The organism is Nocardia sp. NPDC004711, from assembly GCF_053601595.1.
Window position 1 is genome coordinate 74954 of sequence record NZ_JBSGCB010000003.1, and the last position, 14961, is coordinate 89914.

The 14961-nt window shown below is 69.4% G+C and carries 15 protein-coding genes; 10 read left to right on the forward strand and 5 right to left on the reverse strand.

The features are described from left to right. The first annotated feature begins 54 nt into the window (after positions 1 to 54). Positions 55 to 540, forward strand: a complete 486-nt coding sequence (locus tag ACWEKS_RS03395; protein ID WP_379399025.1) for a MarR family winged helix-turn-helix transcriptional regulator — start codon at positions 55 to 57, stop codon at positions 538 to 540. Further along, entirely contained in the window at positions 537 to 905 is a 369-nt protein-coding gene (locus ACWEKS_RS03400) for a DUF5313 family protein (protein ID WP_354834872.1), read from the forward strand. The genes ACWEKS_RS03395 and ACWEKS_RS03400 overlap by 4 nt, the downstream gene beginning before the upstream one ends. 16 nt (positions 906 to 921) lie before the next feature. On the opposite strand, the gene ACWEKS_RS03405 is transcribed toward ACWEKS_RS03400, so the two are convergent. The 4 genes from ACWEKS_RS03405 to ACWEKS_RS03420 all read right to left on the reverse strand — a co-directional run bounded on the left by ACWEKS_RS03405 (position 922) and on the right by ACWEKS_RS03420 (position 4343). Further along, a complete protein-coding gene (locus ACWEKS_RS03405) occupies positions 922 to 1371 on the reverse strand; it encodes a DUF4189 domain-containing protein (protein ID WP_452338583.1) in 450 nt (149 codons plus the stop codon). 73 nt (positions 1372 to 1444) lie between these two features. Next, a complete protein-coding gene (locus ACWEKS_RS03410) occupies positions 1445 to 2398 on the reverse strand; it encodes an alpha/beta hydrolase (RefSeq protein WP_452338584.1) in 954 nt (317 codons plus the stop codon). 26 nt (positions 2399 to 2424) lie between these two features. Beyond that, complete coding sequence (locus tag ACWEKS_RS03415) at positions 2425 to 3180, reverse strand: SDR family NAD(P)-dependent oxidoreductase (protein WP_354834881.1); 756 nt, start codon at positions 3178 to 3180, stop codon at positions 2425 to 2427. 35 nt (positions 3181 to 3215) lie between these two features. After that, the gene (locus ACWEKS_RS03420) at positions 3216 to 4343 is read right to left on the reverse strand and encodes an LLM class flavin-dependent oxidoreductase (protein ID WP_452338585.1); all 1128 of its coding nucleotides are present in this window, start codon (positions 4341 to 4343) and stop codon (positions 3216 to 3218) included. Between the two features lie 167 nt (positions 4344 to 4510). Here ACWEKS_RS03420 and ACWEKS_RS03425 point away from each other — a divergent pair, with 167 nt between their 5' ends. From ACWEKS_RS03425 to ACWEKS_RS03455, 7 genes are all read left to right on the forward strand, one after another. Then, positions 4511 to 5275 carry a glucose 1-dehydrogenase gene (locus ACWEKS_RS03425; RefSeq protein ID WP_452338586.1) on the forward strand — a complete coding sequence of 255 codons (765 nt, stop codon included), beginning with the start codon at positions 4511 to 4513 and terminating at the stop codon, positions 5273 to 5275. Between the two features lie 12 nt (positions 5276 to 5287). Continuing rightward, positions 5288 to 6967, forward strand: coding sequence for a 3-oxosteroid 1-dehydrogenase (gene kstD, locus ACWEKS_RS03430; RefSeq protein WP_452338587.1), 1680 nt, complete (start codon positions 5288 to 5290; stop codon positions 6965 to 6967). Between the two features lies 1 nt (position 6968). Next, complete coding sequence (locus ACWEKS_RS03435; RefSeq protein WP_452338588.1) at positions 6969 to 7700, forward strand: glucose 1-dehydrogenase; 732 nt, start codon at positions 6969 to 6971, stop codon at positions 7698 to 7700. Positions 7701 to 7729: 29 nt separating this feature from the next. Then, entirely contained in the window at positions 7730 to 8545 is an 816-nt protein-coding gene (locus ACWEKS_RS03440; protein WP_379382484.1) for an SDR family NAD(P)-dependent oxidoreductase, read from the forward strand. Between the two features lie 368 nt (positions 8546 to 8913). Beyond that, the gene (locus ACWEKS_RS03445) at positions 8914 to 9816 is read left to right on the forward strand and encodes an LLM class F420-dependent oxidoreductase (RefSeq protein ID WP_379382483.1); all 903 of its coding nucleotides are present in this window, start codon (positions 8914 to 8916) and stop codon (positions 9814 to 9816) included. Then, positions 9813 to 10139: a hypothetical protein gene (locus ACWEKS_RS03450; RefSeq protein ID WP_452338589.1), complete on the forward strand. Its 327-nt coding sequence runs from the start codon at positions 9813 to 9815 to the stop codon at positions 10137 to 10139. The genes ACWEKS_RS03445 and ACWEKS_RS03450 overlap by 4 nt, the downstream gene beginning before the upstream one ends. Further along, a complete protein-coding gene (locus ACWEKS_RS03455) occupies positions 10136 to 10738 on the forward strand; it encodes a Dabb family protein (RefSeq protein WP_452338590.1) in 603 nt (200 codons plus the stop codon). The genes ACWEKS_RS03450 and ACWEKS_RS03455 overlap by 4 nt, the downstream gene beginning before the upstream one ends. Before the next feature lie 22 nt (positions 10739 to 10760). On the opposite strand, the gene ACWEKS_RS03460 is transcribed toward ACWEKS_RS03455, so the two are convergent. Continuing rightward, complete coding sequence (locus ACWEKS_RS03460; RefSeq protein ID WP_452338591.1) at positions 10761 to 12371, reverse strand: FadD3 family acyl-CoA ligase; 1611 nt, start codon at positions 12369 to 12371, stop codon at positions 10761 to 10763. A gap of 406 nt (positions 12372 to 12777) precedes the next feature. On the opposite strand from ACWEKS_RS03460, the gene ACWEKS_RS03465 reads away from it, so the two are divergent. Further along, complete coding sequence (locus ACWEKS_RS03465; RefSeq protein ID WP_452338592.1) at positions 12778 to 14958, forward strand: pyruvate, phosphate dikinase; 2181 nt, start codon at positions 12778 to 12780, stop codon at positions 14956 to 14958. Positions 14959 to 14961: the final 3 nt, after the last annotated feature.

A 14961-nucleotide genomic window follows, 5' to 3' on the forward strand; every position in this document is an offset into this window, starting at 1 on the left:
GCATTAACTATTATTGCCCTAACCAAGACGATCGAGGAGGGCTGATCGGTGGAGTTGGAGGTCGAGGACCCGCTGCGGCTGGACCGGCAGGTGTGCTTCGCACTGGCGGTGGCCAATCGGGCGGTGCTGGCGGTGTACCGGCCGCTGCTCGAGCCCATGGGCCTGACGCACCCGCAGTATCTGGTGATGCTGGCCCTGTGGGGTGAGGCGCCGATGTCGGTCAAGGACATCGGCGAGGCCATCCAACTCGACTCGCCGACGCTCTCGCCGCTGCTGAAGCGGCTGGAGACGGCCGGGCTCATCACTCGCCGGCGCGACAGTCACGACGAGCGCAATCTGGTCGTGGATCTGACCGAGGCCGGGCGCGAATTGCGCAGGGAGGCGGAGCGGATTCCGCCGGCGGTGGTGGCGCGGCTGGGGGTGAGCCTGGCGGATCTCGAGGAACTGCGCGAGGTGCTGAACCGGGTCAACGCCGCGGCGCGGCGGTCGGTCTTGGCGGATGGCGAGCAGGCCGGATCGACGAAGGGAAACCGGAAATGAAGCGCCCCAACCCTGTTCAGTGGCTCGGCTACTCGTGCGGGCGTGTGCTGCCCGAGGATCTGCACGAGTGGGTGCGCAACGACCTCACCGGCCCCTGGGCGGTGCCGCGGCACCTCGTGCGGCAGCTGGTGCCGCTGGTCCCGGTGTTCGCGCTGGCATTCCTGCTGCCGGGTGAGCTGTGGCTGAAGCTGGCGGTGATCCTGCTGGGCCTGCTGCTGGCGCTGTTCTACATCGTGGCCTACATGCCGATGAACCGGGCGCACCGCCTGGTGAAGCACGGCTTCCCCGAGGACCTGGAGAATCCGGCGCGGGCTGCCCGCCGGGCCGCCGAACGCGCGGCCTACGAGGCCCAGTACCCGCACTGAGCCTCGAAAACCGTTGCTACTGCCCGCTTTCGGTGCAGGTGCTCGCAACGACGTGGGCGGCGCGGGGCTGCGCGCTGCCCAGGTCGGGGAACGGGGGAGCGCTCTGGCCGAGCCCGTTCACGGCGTTCTGTTCGGCCTCGTCGAGGCTCGCGCCCTGGGCCCAGCCCCAGGTGCCGTCCGCGCCCTGGGCGACCGCGCCGCAGCCGCCGGTGAAGCGGAGCACGATCTCGCAGTCGTAGTTGGCGCAGTCGCGGATGGCGGCGGCGTCGGCGGTCACCTTGGTGGTGCCGATGTCGGCGACCGCGGCGTTCTTCAGCCGGGACAGGGCCAGCGTGCCGAAGGACTGGGGTGCGGCCCCGGCGGATCCCGCCAGCGCGGTGAGGGTGATGGCCGCGGTGAGAGCGGCTGCCCCCGTGGCGAATCGGGCATGATTCGTCGCCGAGGGGATGAGGCGTGCGACCGGCAAGAGAATTCCTGACGTTTCAGATGTGTGAACGCAGGTGATGCTAATCGGTCCGCCCGTGAATCCACGGGGAATTTCAGACGACGGGTGTGCGGGCCAGCGCCCGGCGCAGCGCGCTGAACGCGGTCGCATTGGCGCGCTGGGTTTCTGGCAGATGGAAGGCCATCGACATGAACCCGTGCACGGTGCCGTCCCAGCGGTGGATCTCGGTCTCGACGCCCGCCTCGCGCAGCCGCTGCCCGTAGGCCTCGCCCTCGTCGCGCAGCGGATCGAATTCCGCGGTGGCGATGTGGGCGGGCGGGAGTCCGGTCAGGTCCGCGATGGTGGGATTGGCGTAGGGGTCGGACTTCTCGGTGTCCGAGAACAGGTACTGCTCCCAGTACCACCGGATGTGGGCCGCGGTGGTGAAGTAGCCCTCGGCGTTCTCGGTGTGGGAGGGACGGTCGCAGTTCGGGTCCAGCAGCGGGTACATGAGCAGCTGGAAGGCGATGTCGGGACCGCCGTTGTCGCGCGCGGTGAGGGCGGCGACGGTGGCGAGATTGCCGCCCGCGCTGTCCCCGGCCACCGCGATGCGATCGGGATCCCCGCCCAGGGATTCGGCGTGGTCGGCGACCCAGCGCAGGACGGCGTAGGCGTCGTCGGCCGCGGCCGGGAAGCGTGCCTCCGGGGCGCGGCGGTAGTCGACCGAGACCACGATGACCCCGGCCTCGTTGGCCATGGTGCGGCAGAACCGATCGTGGGAGTCCAGGCTGCACAGCACGAATCCGCCGCCGTGGTAGAAGACCACCACGGCCGGAACGGGTTCGGCGTCCAGCGGCCGGTACAGGCGCACCGGCACCTCCGGTGCGTTCTCCGGCCCCGGCACCAGCCATTCCTCCACTCCCGCAACGGGAATCGGTTCGACGGCGGCGGCGGGGCGGGCGGCCAGGAAGGCCCGCGCTTCGGCGGCGTCGAGCACCTCGGTGCCCAGCGCCGGGAACGCCGCGGTGGCGGCGTCGACGAAGGTCTGCCATTCGGGGGACAGGGTCATTGCGGGCCTTCCTGGATCGCGCTGTCTTACTGCATGTTCCGCGGGATGAACTTGCCCGCGGCGAGACCGCCGTCGACGGTCACCTCGGCGCCGGTGACGTAGGCGGAGGCGTCGGAGGCGAGGAAGGCGACCAGCTCGGCGACCTCCTCGGGCAGGCCGGTGCGCTCCAGCGGCAGGGTCGGGAAGCTGCCGGGGCCGGTGGTCAGATAGGGCACCATCGGGGTGGCGATCGGGCCGGGATGCACGGAGTTGACCCGGATCTGGGCCGGGCCCAGCTCCAGGGCGGCGATCTTGGACAGGCCGCGCAGACCCCACTTGGAGGAGCCGTAGGCGCTGTGGTTCATCAGGCCCTCGAGCCCGGCCTGCGAGGAGATGTTCACGATGGAGCCGCCGCCGGCCGCGGTCATGGCGGGCAGCACGGCCTTGATGCCGTGGAACGCGCCGATCAGGTTGACCTTCAGGATGCGTTCCAGCTCTTCGGCGGTGGTCTCGGTGAGCGGCTTCATGATGTAGATGGCCGCATTGTTCACCAGCACGTCCAGCTTGCCGAAGGTGTCGACGGCGACCTTGACGGCGGCGTCCCAGCTCTCGGCGTCGGTGACGTCGTGGCGCACGAAACGTGCGGCGTCGCCGAGGGATTCGGCGAGCTCCTTGCCCTCGGTCTCGAGCACGTCGGTGATGACCACCTTGGCGCCGCGCTCCACGAAGAGTCGTGCCTCGGCCGCACCCTGGCCACGGGCGGCGCCGGTGATCAGAGCGACTTTGCCTGTCAGATCAGCCATTTCGACTTCTTTCTGTGTCTCTACTTGTCGGTCGTCTATCGGTTACGGAAGTGGGGGATGACCTTCTCGCCCCACTGGCGGATGGTTTCCAGGCATGCGTCCTGGGGCACGGTGCCCATCTGGATCAGGCACAGGATCTCGTCGGCCCCGGCCGCCTGCAGCCGCTCGACGTAGGCGATGGCGTCGTCGGCGGTGCCGTAGGCGTGCTCGGTGTTGAAGATGGCGGTGGATCCGGTCTTCACCGGGATCTTGGCCTCGTGCAGGTAGGCGACGTGTTCGTCGGCGACCTGCTGCATCTTGGCGATCTCGTCGACGGCCGGGTCCACGGCCTCGTCGGGGACCGGACCGGCGCCGTAGTAGTACTTGATGGACTGGGCGAAGAAGCGCTGGCCGCGCGCGCCGATCTGCTGCGCCTTCTCCCGGTCGTCGAGGACGATGGTCGGGCACAGCGCCGCGAAATGATCGTTGACGACGGTGGAGACGAAGCGGTCGCCGGTGCGGGCCGCGATGGCCTCGTCGTAGATGCCGCGTAGTTCGGCGATCTCCTCGATGCCCGCGAAACCCAGGACCAGCGCGCCGATTCCGTACTCGGCGGCCAGCTTCAGGGTGTCCTTCTTGGTGCAGGCCATGAACAGCGGCGGATGCGGGCGCTGCACCGGGCGCGGCAGCAGGTGATGGGGGTCGATGTCCAAAAGCTCGCCGTGGTACTCGAATTCGCCCTCGGGGTCCTGCCAGGCGGCCGCGATCATGCGCAGCGATTCCTCGACCTCCTGATAGGTGCGGTCGGGATCGACTCCGCACATGGAGGTTTCGACGGCGGTCGCGCCGCGGCCGGCGCCCAGGTTCAGACGGCCGCCGGAGAGCACGTCGAGCATGGCCGCGCGTTCAGCGGTGCGTACCGGATGATTGAAGCCGAACGGCATGCACACCACGCCGTGCCCGATGCGCACCCGCGAGGTCTTGGCGGCCACCCAGGTCAGGAAGATCTCCGGCGCGCTCATGTGCGCGTACCATTTGAGCCCGTGATGCTCGACGGCCCACACCGCGTCGAAGCCGACCTGATCCGCGAGCACGGCCTGCTCGACGCAATCGCGCAGCACCTGGGCCTCGTGCGCGGCGGTGGGGTCGGTCATCTGCGCTTCGAAGATCATCGAGAACTTCATCCGGGGCTCCTTGCCGCGACGCTGCCTCACCCGTCCGGGCGCTTATGCCTAACCGGAATACAACTGCACCCATAGCCTCAGGTCATGGGTCTGTCTCAGTGGCCGGGACCACATCGTGCCGGGGTTCCGCATCGGGACTTAGCGTCGGTTGACGAGCAGAGGAAGGGATGGAATCGGTGGGACAGCTGGACGGCAAGGTGGCGCTGGTGACGGGCGGCGCCCGGGGCATGGGAGCGGAGCACGTGCGCCGCTTCGTGGCCGAGGGCGCCAAGGTCGTGTTCGGTGATGTGCTGGACGACGAGGGCAAGGCGCTGGCCGCCGAGCTGGGTGCCGCCGTCCACTACGTGCACCACGACATCACCATCGAAAGCGACTGGCAGGCAGCGGTTTCCGCGGCCACCACCACGTTCGGCAAGCTGGATGTGCTGATCAACAATGCCGGCATCCTGCGGTTCAAGCGCATCGTGGAGATGAGCCTGGACGAGTTCAACACCATCATGAACATCAACGTCACCGGCGCTTTCCTCGGCATCAAGACGGCCGCGCCCGCGCTCACCACTGCCGGCGGCGGGTCCATCGTGAACGTCTCCTCGGTCGAGGGCTTCGTCGGTGCGGCCGGTCTCTCCGCCTACAGCGCGAGCAAATTCGCGCTGCGCGGGCTCACCAAGTCCGCCGCCCGGGAACTGGGGCACTCGGGTATCCGGGTGAACTCGATTCATCCCGGCGGCATCGCCACTCCCATGACCGCGTCCGTCGCGGGCGCGTCCGGGGTGGACGGCAACACCTTCTTCTCCGAATTGCCCATTCCGCGCTGGGGTCAGCCGGTCGAGGTCTCCGAGGTGGCGTTGTTCCTGGCCTCGGACGCCTCGAGCTATTGCACCGGAGGCGAATTCGTCGTCGACGGCGGCATGCTGACCAGCTGCGGCTACTAAGGAACGAGATTCATGGAATTCGAATTCGACGTCGTTGTGGTGGGTTCCGGCGCGGCGGGCATGACCGCCGCGCTGACCGCCGCCTACCGGGGCCTGTCGGTGACCCTCATCGAGAAGAGCCGCCTGTTCGGCGGCTCCACCGCGCGCTCCGGCGGCGGCATCTGGGTGCCCAACAATCCGGTACTGCAGGCCGCGGGCGTGCCGGACAGCCCGGAGCTGGCCCGCACCTACCTGAAAGCCGTTGTCGGCGACCGCGTTCCGGAGGCCAAGCAGCGCGCGTTCCTGGAGCAGGGCCCGGAGATGTTCCGCTACATCGGCGCTCGCTCCAAGCACTGGGACTTCGCCTACGACCGCGGCTACTCCGACTACCACCCGGAGTTCCCGGGCGGTCTGGCGCAGGGCCGCAGCATCGAGCCCAAGCCGATCGACGGCCGCCTGCTCGGCGGGGATCTGCACAAGATCAACCAGCCGACCATGTCCGCGCCCAAGGGCATCGCCATCACGGTCAAGGACTTCCACGACCTGAACATGATCGCGCGCACCTGGACCGGCAAGAAGACCGCCATGAAGGTCGGCGCGCAGACCGCGCTCAACCTGATCAAGGGCGCGAAGCCGCTCAGCCTGGGCAAGGCCCTCGCGGCCCGGCTGTGGCTGTCGCTGCGCGACGCGGGCGTGCCGGTGTGGCTGAACACTCCGCTCACCGACCTGATCGTCGAGGGCGACGCCGTGGTCGGCATTCGCGCCGAGCACGAGGGCCGTCCGGTCACCATCAAGGCGCGCCGCGGCGTGGTGCTGGCCGCGGGCGGCTTCGAGCACAACCTGGAGATGCGCAAGCAGTACATCGACGGGCCGCAGAACACCGGCTGGACCGTCGGCGCGACCGAGAATGTCGGCGAGGGCATCGTGGCGGGCCAGAAGGCCGGCGCCGCAGTGGATCTCATGGACGACGCCTGGTGGGGTCCGTCCGTGCGCAACCCCGAGGGCCCGCCGTTCTTCATGCTGGCCGAGCGCTCGCAGCCGGGCGCCATCGTGGTCAATGCCAAGGGTGAGCGCTTCGTCAACGAGTCCGCGCCGTACGTGAACGTCGTGCACACCATGTACGAGGAGGAGAAGAAGGTGCCGGGCAGCATTCCGGCGCACTTCATCTTCGACCAGAACTTCCGCGACCGGTACCTGTTCCTGGGCAACTTCCCCAAGCGGCCGCTGCCCCAGAAGTACTTCGACGCGGGAATCATCAAGCAGGCCGACACCCTGGCCGAGCTGGCGGACAAGCTGGGCATTCCGGCGAACAAGCTGGCGGCCACCGTCGAGCGCTTCAACGTTTTCGCCCGCAAGGGCCGCGACGAGGACTTCCTGCGCGGCGACTCGGCCTACGACCGCTACTACGGCGACCCGACCGTCAAGCCCAACCCGACCCTGGCCCCGCTCGAGCGCGGCCCGTTCTACGCGGTCGAGATGGTGCCGGGCGACCTGGGCACCAAGGGCGGCCTGGTCACCGACGAGCACGCCCGGGTGCTGAACGACCAGGGCGAGGTCATCCACGGCCTGTACGCGGCGGGCAACAACTCCGCCGCCGTCATGGGTAACGACTACGCCGGCGCGGGCGCCACCATCGGACCCGCCATGGTGTTCGGCTACATCGCGGCCAACCACCTGGCCGACGCGGAATCCGAAGCGGCACAGGAGAACTGACATGGGACGGGTTGATTCGAAGGTCGTCGTCGTCACCGGCGGTGCGCGCGGCATGGGCGCGGCCTTCGCCCGCAAGCTCGCGGCCGAGGGCGCGCGGGTGGTGATCACCGACGTGCTCACCGAGGCAGGCGAGGCCGTCGCGGCCGAAATCGGTGACGCCGCACGGTTCTTCCCGCTCGACGTGACCGACGAGGCGGCCTGGAACGACGTGGTCGCGCAGACCGAGGCCGCGTTCGGCCCGGTCTCGGGCCTGGTCAACAATGCGGGCATCGTGCACGTCGACCCGATCGAGAAGCTCTCGGAGGCCGACTACCGCAAGGTGATCGACGTCAACCAGATCGGCGTGTTCCTGGGCATGAAGGCCGTGATCGGGTCCATGCGCCGGGCCGGGGTGGGCTCCATCGTGAACATCTCCTCGACCGGCGGGCTCATCGGTTACTCCAACATCCTGGGTTACGTGGCCTCCAAGTGGGCCGTGCGCGGCATGACCAAAACGGCCGCACAGGAATTCGCGGCCGACAATGTCCGCGTCAACTCCGTGCACCCGGGCATCGTGGCGACCGAGATGGTCGCGGCCTCCGAGCGGTCGGCGAACATCGCCGCCAATCAGCCCATCGCCCGCCCGGCCACCCCCGAGGAGCTCGCCAACATGGTGCTGTTCCTCATCTCCGACGACTCCTCCTACAGCACCGGCGCGGAATTCATCGCCGACGGCGGCTTCACCACCCAGTAACAACTCCGCTGCGAGACAAGGAAACACCCATGAAGGACTTCCACGGCAAAGTCGCCGTAATCACCGGTGCGGGAGCGGGCATCGGCCGGGCGCTGGCCCTGGAGCTGGCCCGGAACGGCGCGCAGCTGGCGCTGTCCGGACGCAATCTCGACAATGTCGCGGAGACCGTGGCGCTGTGCGAGAAGGAGGGCGCCAAGGCCCGTGCCTACAAGCTGGACGTGACCGACCGGGCGGCCGTGTACGCGCACGCCGACGAGGTGGTCGCGGATTTCGGCAAGGTCAATGTCGTCGTCAACAATGCGGGCGTCTCGCTGACCGCCAATATCGAGGAAGTCTCCTGGGAAGACCTGGAGTGGATCTTCGGCATCAACTACTGGGGCACCCTGCACGGCGTGAAGGCGTTCCTGCCGCACGTGATCGCCTCCGGTGACGGGCACATCGCCAATGTCTCCAGCATGTTCGGCCTGGTGGCCTGCCCCAGCCAGGGCGGCTACAGCTCCTCCAAGTACGCCATGCACGCCATCAGCGACGCCCTGCGCCAGGAGATGATCATCGCCGGCTACAACGTCGGCGTCTCCAGCATCCACCCCGGCATGATCAAGACCGAGATCGCCTGGAAGGCCCGCGCCGCCGCCACCCGCGACCGCGACGACCTGGCCGCCAACTTCGACCGCCTGGCCCAGACCAGCCCCGAGGACTGCGCCAAGACCATCGTCAACGGCATCCGGAAGAACAAGCCGCTCATCCTGATCGGCAAGGACGCCAAGGCCATGAACATCATGCGCCGCCTCCTCGGCTCGGGCTACATGAAGCCCCTCACCGCACAGATGCGCAAGGAAATCTGACCCACTCTCGGAGCTCCCGTGTCCCGGTGCGTTCCGCACCGGGACACGGACCGAGGAGTGGTAAGCAGTGCCCTGTCGGCCCGGCTGCTCGGCGGGCGGTCTACCGCCGGCCTTTCAGCGATAGCGGTGAACAGGCCGCCATCGCTGCGACGGCCCGCCGCTGCGTCGGCTCGCCTTGTCCGGCCGCGCCCGCGTCAGCCCTGCACCGTACGGTGCGGGGCCAGCTGTCGTTGCGTGAATTTACCGCTCTGACCTGGGATTTCGTGGGTCTCGGTGAACGGGACCGGGGAGATTTGTGACCCCGCTAACACGCCACGATCGGAGGGTGACCCAGTGGCGGGTCGTACCCGGAAGGACGGAGGCGGCCGATGCGCATCGGCATGCTCATGCCATATCTCGAGGGTCTGGTGACCTCGGGCGGATTTCTGCGGGAGTTCGCGGCGGCGGCGGAGGAATGCGGGCTGGATTCGATCTGGACCGTGGAACACGTGGTGGTGGCACAGGATTACGAGCCGCTGTACCCGTACTCCCCCGACGGACGAATGCCGGGCGGGGATCTCGGGGTGCCGATGACGGATCCGCTGGAGACACTGGCATTCGTGGCGGCGGCGTCGAGCACCCTGAAACTGGGCACCGCCATGGTGGTGGCGCCGCTGCACAGCCCGGTGGTGCTGGCCAAGCGGGCCGCCACCATCGATCGGCAGTCGGGCGGGCGGTTGCTGCTCGGGCTCGGAATCGGCTGGCAGAAAGAGGAATACGCGGCGATCGGGGTGCCGTTCGAGGATCGCGGCGGACGCCTGGACGACTGCATCGGGGCCATGCGGGCGCTGTGGACTGAGTCCCCGGCCACCTATCAGGGCAAGCACGTGTCGTTCGAGAAGCAGTTCTGCCTGCCGCAGCCCGAACGATCGATCCCGATCGTGCTGGGCGGCAACAGCGCTCCGGCGGTGCGCCGCGCGGCCCGGGTCGGAGATGGCTGGTTCCCGTACACCATCTCGTCGGAGGATTTCGCGCGCGGCGCGGACCGGATCCGTGAGTTGTCGCGGGAGGCAGGACGGGCCGAGGACGCGGTCGAGATGACCATCTGGCCGGGCTCCTTCGATTTCACGCGCGAGTTCGACCCCGGCTACGTGCGCCCCTATGTCACGGCGGGCGCGAGCCGCGTCGTGCTCACCCCGCCCATGTTCGGCCCGGAGTCCCTGCTCAACGGCGTGGAAAACCTTGCGGCCTACGTGGATCGGTATCGCAACGAGGTGGAGGCGAAGCTGTGAATCCCGCGACGGCTGTCCGCGTTGTGGACCGCATCGTCCTGCCCGCCCACCGTGCGGAGGACTGGCTGACCCGCTGGCGCAGCGACTACCTGCCGGGGGCCACCGCCCGCGGACTGCGTTCGCCTCAGCTGCTGCACGAGCACACCGGTGCGGATTCGGTTGCTGTGCAGATCATCTGGGAACTGCCCGGCATCTACGACTTCTACGGCATGCGGGGCGCGGCCGCCGCCGATCCCGCCGTCTCGGCCTTCTGGTCGGACACCGACGCCGTCGCGCTGACGCGGGAGCGGCACGTCCTGGCGGTACAGGAGGAACTGTCATGAGCCGCTGGGTGATTCTCACCGCCCCGCCCGCCGGAGACGACGCGGACGGGCAGCTCGCCGCGCAGGCCGCGGCGGCGACCGCGACACCCGGGGTCACGCACTGCTCGGCCGGTATCGATCTGCCCGGCAGCACGGGCGGACTCGGCGCGGTCTGGGATCTGGCCGCCGACTCGGCGCCCGCGACCGTCCTGCCCGTCCTGCCCGCCACCGCCGACGTGGTGCCACTGGCCCCGGTGAACGCGCGCATGGTGCGGCTGGATTCCGCCCGCCGCATCAAGCGCACCCTGCTGCTCACGGTGCGATCCGGCACGGCTCCGGATACGGTGGCGCGCTTCGAATCCGACCTGATGGCCATGCCCGCGCACATCTCGGCCATCCGGTCCTGGTCGCTGAGCCGGGTGCCGGGCCACGGCCGCTGGACCCATGTGTGGGAGCAGGAGTTCGCCGACCCGGACGGGCTCAATGGCGATTACCTGCTGCATCCCTACCACTGGACGCACGTGGATCGCTGGTTCGACGGCGAGATCCCGGATTCCATCGTGGAACCGGCGATCGCGCACCTGTACCGCTGGGCCGACGGCCCGGTGCTGGGGAACTGAGCGAGCGGTGCTGCCGAACTGATCAGCTGGGATCGCGCAGCTGCTGTTTGAGCACCTTGCCACCGGCATTGCGCGGGAGGTCGTCGACGAAGACGATCTCCCGCGGCACCTTGTAGCCGGCCAGGCGCGAGCGCGACCACTCGATGAGGGTGGCGGGATCGGTCGCGGCCCCGTCGGCGGGCACCACGACGGCGCGGCCGACCTCGCCGAGCCGCTCGTCGGGGATGCCGATCACCGCGACATCGCGAATATCCGGGTGCTGCAGCAGGACTCGCTCGATCTCGGCCGGGTAGGCATTGAAGCCGCCGACGATGAACATGTCCTTGAGCCGGTCGGTGATGCGCAGGTAGCCGTCGTGGTCGAGGGTGCCGACATCGCCGGTGTGCAGGTAGCCGTCCGCGTCGATGGCGGCGGCGGTGGCCTCGGGGTCGTCGAGGTAGCCGAGCATGACATTCGGGCCCGTGACGGTGATCTCGCCGGGTTCGCCCGGCGCCACCGGTGTGCCGTTGCGGTCGAGGACGCGGATCTCACTGCCGGACAGGGTCTTTCCGACCGTGCCCGCGACCAGTTCGGTCGGAGCGTCGGGCGGGCAGATGGAGACGACGCCGATGGATTCGGTGAGGCCGTAGGCGGTGAAGACGTAGGGGACGCGCAGATCCTCGCGAATGCGCCGCACCAGTTCGGTGGGGATGGTCGCGCCGCCGGTCCCGGCCAGGCGCAACGAGCCCAGCAGGTACTGATCGTGATCGGCGGCCAGCAGGTCGGTGAAAAGCGTTGGCGGCCCGGCCAGCACGGTGATCCGCTCGCTCTCGATGAGTTGCAGCGCCCGGGCGGCGTCGAAGCGCTCCATCGGGACCATGGTGGCGGTGCGCAGCAGGCAGGCCAGGATGCCGGCCTTGTACCCGAAGGTGTGCGAGAACGGGTTCACCAGCAGATACCGGTCGCGCGGGCGCAGTGTCACCGCATCGGCCCACTGCGCGAGCACCTCCAGGGTCTGCCGGTGCGTGGCGAGCACGCCCTTGGGAGCGCCGGTGGTGCCGGAGGTGAACAGGATGTCGGACACCGAATCCGGATCCACCTGGGCGCTGCGCTCGACCGCGGACTGCGGCTCGATCACGGTGCCGGGGGCCAGAAATCCCGCCCAGGAGCTGATGTCCCAGTCGGCCGCGTTCTCGCCGCGGGCGTCGTCGAGCAGGATGACATGTTCCAGATCCGGTAGGGGACGGCCGGATTCGGCCAGCATGGCCGGATAGTCCGCGCCCAGGAACTCCTGGACCGTGCACACCGCCTTGACGTGGCTGCGGGCCAACACCTCCGCGGTCTCCGCGCCCCGCAGCCGGGTGCTGATCGGCACCAGAGTCGCTCCCGCACCGAGCATTCCGAGCGCGGTCACGATCCAGCGCACGCTGTTGGGGGCCCACATGCCCACCCGGTCACCGGGTTCGAGCCCCGACGCCATCGCCGCGCGGGTCACCGCGGCGACATCCTCGGCGAGTTCGGCGAACGTCAGCCGCCCTGCCGGTCCGGCAATGGCCACCGCCTCCGGATAGCGCCGCGCCCGGTCCGCCACCAGCGCCGGAATGGTCGTCACGGGCCCGACCGCGGAGCTGCCGCCCGAGTGCCGCCGATCCATCCGCCCATCCTGCCCCAACCCGCAGTCCGCGTAGCCCATTTTCGACGTGCCATCCCGCTGACCGGGCGGCACCGACACTCACACCCGGCCTCGTTGCCCAACGCGACAACTGATCTCGCGCCGACCGGGGTAACTCCCCGGGGACCCCCAAAATCGGTGCCGCACCTCACCGCCGGCACGCGTGCGAAACCGGCAACGGCCCTCGAGCCGTGCGCTGAAGTCTCGGGGAGGCGGAACAGTACCTTTCATTCCGCTGATCGGGATGGGAGTTGGGTGTGGGCGCGCTCACCCGGCACGCTCGTTGCAGTGGTCCCGTAGGGGGACGGGATGGATATTGCCCGGCAGGCCGCTCGAGCAGCGGCGGAGCGCTGGAGTGCGAATGAATCCAGGACCTCGAAGGAGTGACATGACGGCCGGAACGGAGCTTGCGCAGCGTCTGGACCTTGCGGCGGGCGCGACCGTTGTCGAACTCGACGGCGCGTGCGGACTGTCGCGAGAGAAGATCGGCGGCAAGGCGTGGAGCATCGACCACATGCGGGCCCTCGGCCTGCAGGTGCCGCCCGCGTTCGTCATCACCACCGACGGCTGGGCCGACTACACGCGGCGCGGCGCCATCGCCGATGAGATCTGGGCGCAGGTGCTCGACGGCATCGCCATGATCGAGCGCGGCACCGGCCGTCGCTTCGGGTCGGCGGAGCGCCCGCTGCTGGTGTCGGTGCGCTCGGGTGCGGCCATCTCCATGCCGGGCATGATGGACACCGTCCTGAACCTCGGCATGACCGACGCGGTGCAGCAGGCGCTGGCCGTGGAGACCAGCAATCCGGCCTACGCGCAGGACACCCGGCAGCGCTTCGTGCACCAGTACCGCGAGACCGTGCTCGGCGACGCGAACGGCACGGTCCCGGCCGATCCGTGGGACCAGCTGCGCGGTGCGATCGAGGCCGTGTTCCGGTCCTGGGATTCCGCGCGCGCCAAGACCTATCGCGCCAACCGCGGCGTGCCCGACACCCTGGGCACCGCGGTCACCGTGCAGGCCATGGTGTTCGGCAACCTCGACGAATTGTCCGGCACCGGTGTGCTTTTCAGCCGCAACCCCAACACCGGTGACGGCCCCGTCTATGGCGAGTGGCTGGTCGGCGGGCAGGGCGAGGACGTGGTGTCCGGCCGCCTGACCCCGCGCCCGCTCGACGAGCTGGCCGCCACCCAGCCCGCGGTGCACGAGCGGCTGATCGCCGCCACCCAGTTGCTCGAGCGCGACGGCCGCGATCTGCAGGACGTGGAGTTCACCGTCGAATCCGGCACGCTGTGGCTGCTGCAGTCGCGTCCGGCCAAGCGCTCGGCGCGGGCCGCGGTGCGTACCGCGGTCGCCATGGTCGAGGAGGGGCTGATCAGCGCCGACGAGGCCCTGGACCGGGTCACCGCCGACCAGGTGCGCGAGGTGCTGCGCCCCGCGTCCGGCGACACCGGCGGTCAGGAGCCCCTCGCCCGCGGCGAATCCGCCTGTCCCGGACTGGCTTCCGGCGTCGTGGTGACCGATCCCGACGAGGCCGAGGCGCGCGCCGAGGCGGGTGAGGACGTCATCCTGGTGCGTCCCACCACCAGCCCCGACGATCTGCACGGCATGATCGCCGCGCGGGCCATCGTCACCGAATTGGGCGGCACCACCTCGCATGCCGCGCTGGTCAGCCGGGAACTCGGCCGCCCGTGCGTGGTCGGCTGCGGGCCCGGCGTGGTCGCCGCGCTGACCGGCAGGTCCGTCACCGTCGACGGCGGGGCCGGGCTGGTGCTGCCCGGCGAGGTCGTCGCCAAGCCGGTCGAGCAGGCCGTCCTCGACGATGTGCGTCAGCTCGCCCAGTGGGCGGGCGTGACCGGCGAGCAGCTCGCCGACCGGCTCGAAAACCGCGCTGTCGCATCGGAAGAGGCCGAGGCCGCCACCGAGAACGCCGAGCAGGAAGAGGTTTCCGTGAACGCTCCCGTCACCGAGCTGGCCGTGCTGCGGCTGGTCGGCATCAAGGGCCGGGTGAACGCCGACAATCTGGCCGCCAGCCTGTTCGCCGACACCGCCGAGATCGCGGCCTGCTGTGAGGGTTTGGTGACCGCGGGCTACTGCGCCACCACCCCGGCCGGCTTCCGCATCACCCCCGAGGGCCGCCCGCGCCTGGAGCAGCTGCTGGCCGAGGAGCGCGCGACCGTCGACGCGGCCGCCATGACCGCCGCCTACGACGAGTTCTGCGTCTTCAACGGCGACCTCAAGGTGATCATCACCGACTGGCAGATGAAGGACCCGGCCACGGTCAACGATCACGCCGACGCCGAGTACGACACCTCGGTGCTGGGCCGGCTCAACGAGACTCACCAGCGCCTGCGCCCGCTCATCGGCCGCCTGGGCGGGCTCGCCCCGCGCCTGTCCCGCTACCTGGACCGCCTCGACCGCGCCGTCGAGCGCATCGCCGAGGGCGACCACACCTACGTGGCCCGGCCCATCATGGACAGCTACCACACCGTCTGGTTCGAGCTGCACGAAGACCTGATCGGCCTGTGCGGCCTGACCCGCGCGGAAGAGGCGGCGGCCGGCCGTGCCCACTGAGCC

Coding starts and splice junctions, on each gene's coding strand:
- ACWEKS_RS03445 (WP_379382483.1), top strand. CDS start 8,914: ATGCGCATCGGCATGCTCATGCCATATCTCGAGGGTCTGGTGACCTCG.
- ACWEKS_RS03420 (WP_452338585.1), bottom strand. CDS start 4,343: ATGAAGTTCTCGATGATCTTCGAAGCGCAGATGACCGACCCCACCGCC.
- ACWEKS_RS03460 (WP_452338591.1), bottom strand. CDS start 12,371: ATGGATCGGCGGCACTCGGGCGGCAGCTCCGCGGTCGGGCCCGTGACG.
- ACWEKS_RS03440 (WP_379382484.1), top strand. CDS start 7,730: ATGAAGGACTTCCACGGCAAAGTCGCCGTAATCACCGGTGCGGGAGCG.
- ACWEKS_RS03465 (WP_452338592.1), top strand. CDS start 12,778: ATGACGGCCGGAACGGAGCTTGCGCAGCGTCTGGACCTTGCGGCGGGC.
- ACWEKS_RS03425 (WP_452338586.1), top strand. CDS start 4,511: ATGGAATCGGTGGGACAGCTGGACGGCAAGGTGGCGCTGGTGACGGGC.
- kstD (WP_452338587.1), top strand. CDS start 5,288: ATGGAATTCGAATTCGACGTCGTTGTGGTGGGTTCCGGCGCGGCGGGC.
- ACWEKS_RS03415 (WP_354834881.1), bottom strand. CDS start 3,180: ATGGCTGATCTGACAGGCAAAGTCGCTCTGATCACCGGCGCCGCCCGT.
- ACWEKS_RS03455 (WP_452338590.1), top strand. CDS start 10,136: ATGAGCCGCTGGGTGATTCTCACCGCCCCGCCCGCCGGAGACGACGCG.
- ACWEKS_RS03400 (WP_354834872.1), top strand. CDS start 537: ATGAAGCGCCCCAACCCTGTTCAGTGGCTCGGCTACTCGTGCGGGCGT.
- ACWEKS_RS03435 (WP_452338588.1), top strand. CDS start 6,969: ATGGGACGGGTTGATTCGAAGGTCGTCGTCGTCACCGGCGGTGCGCGC.
- ACWEKS_RS03410 (WP_452338584.1), bottom strand. CDS start 2,398: ATGACCCTGTCCCCCGAATGGCAGACCTTCGTCGACGCCGCCACCGCG.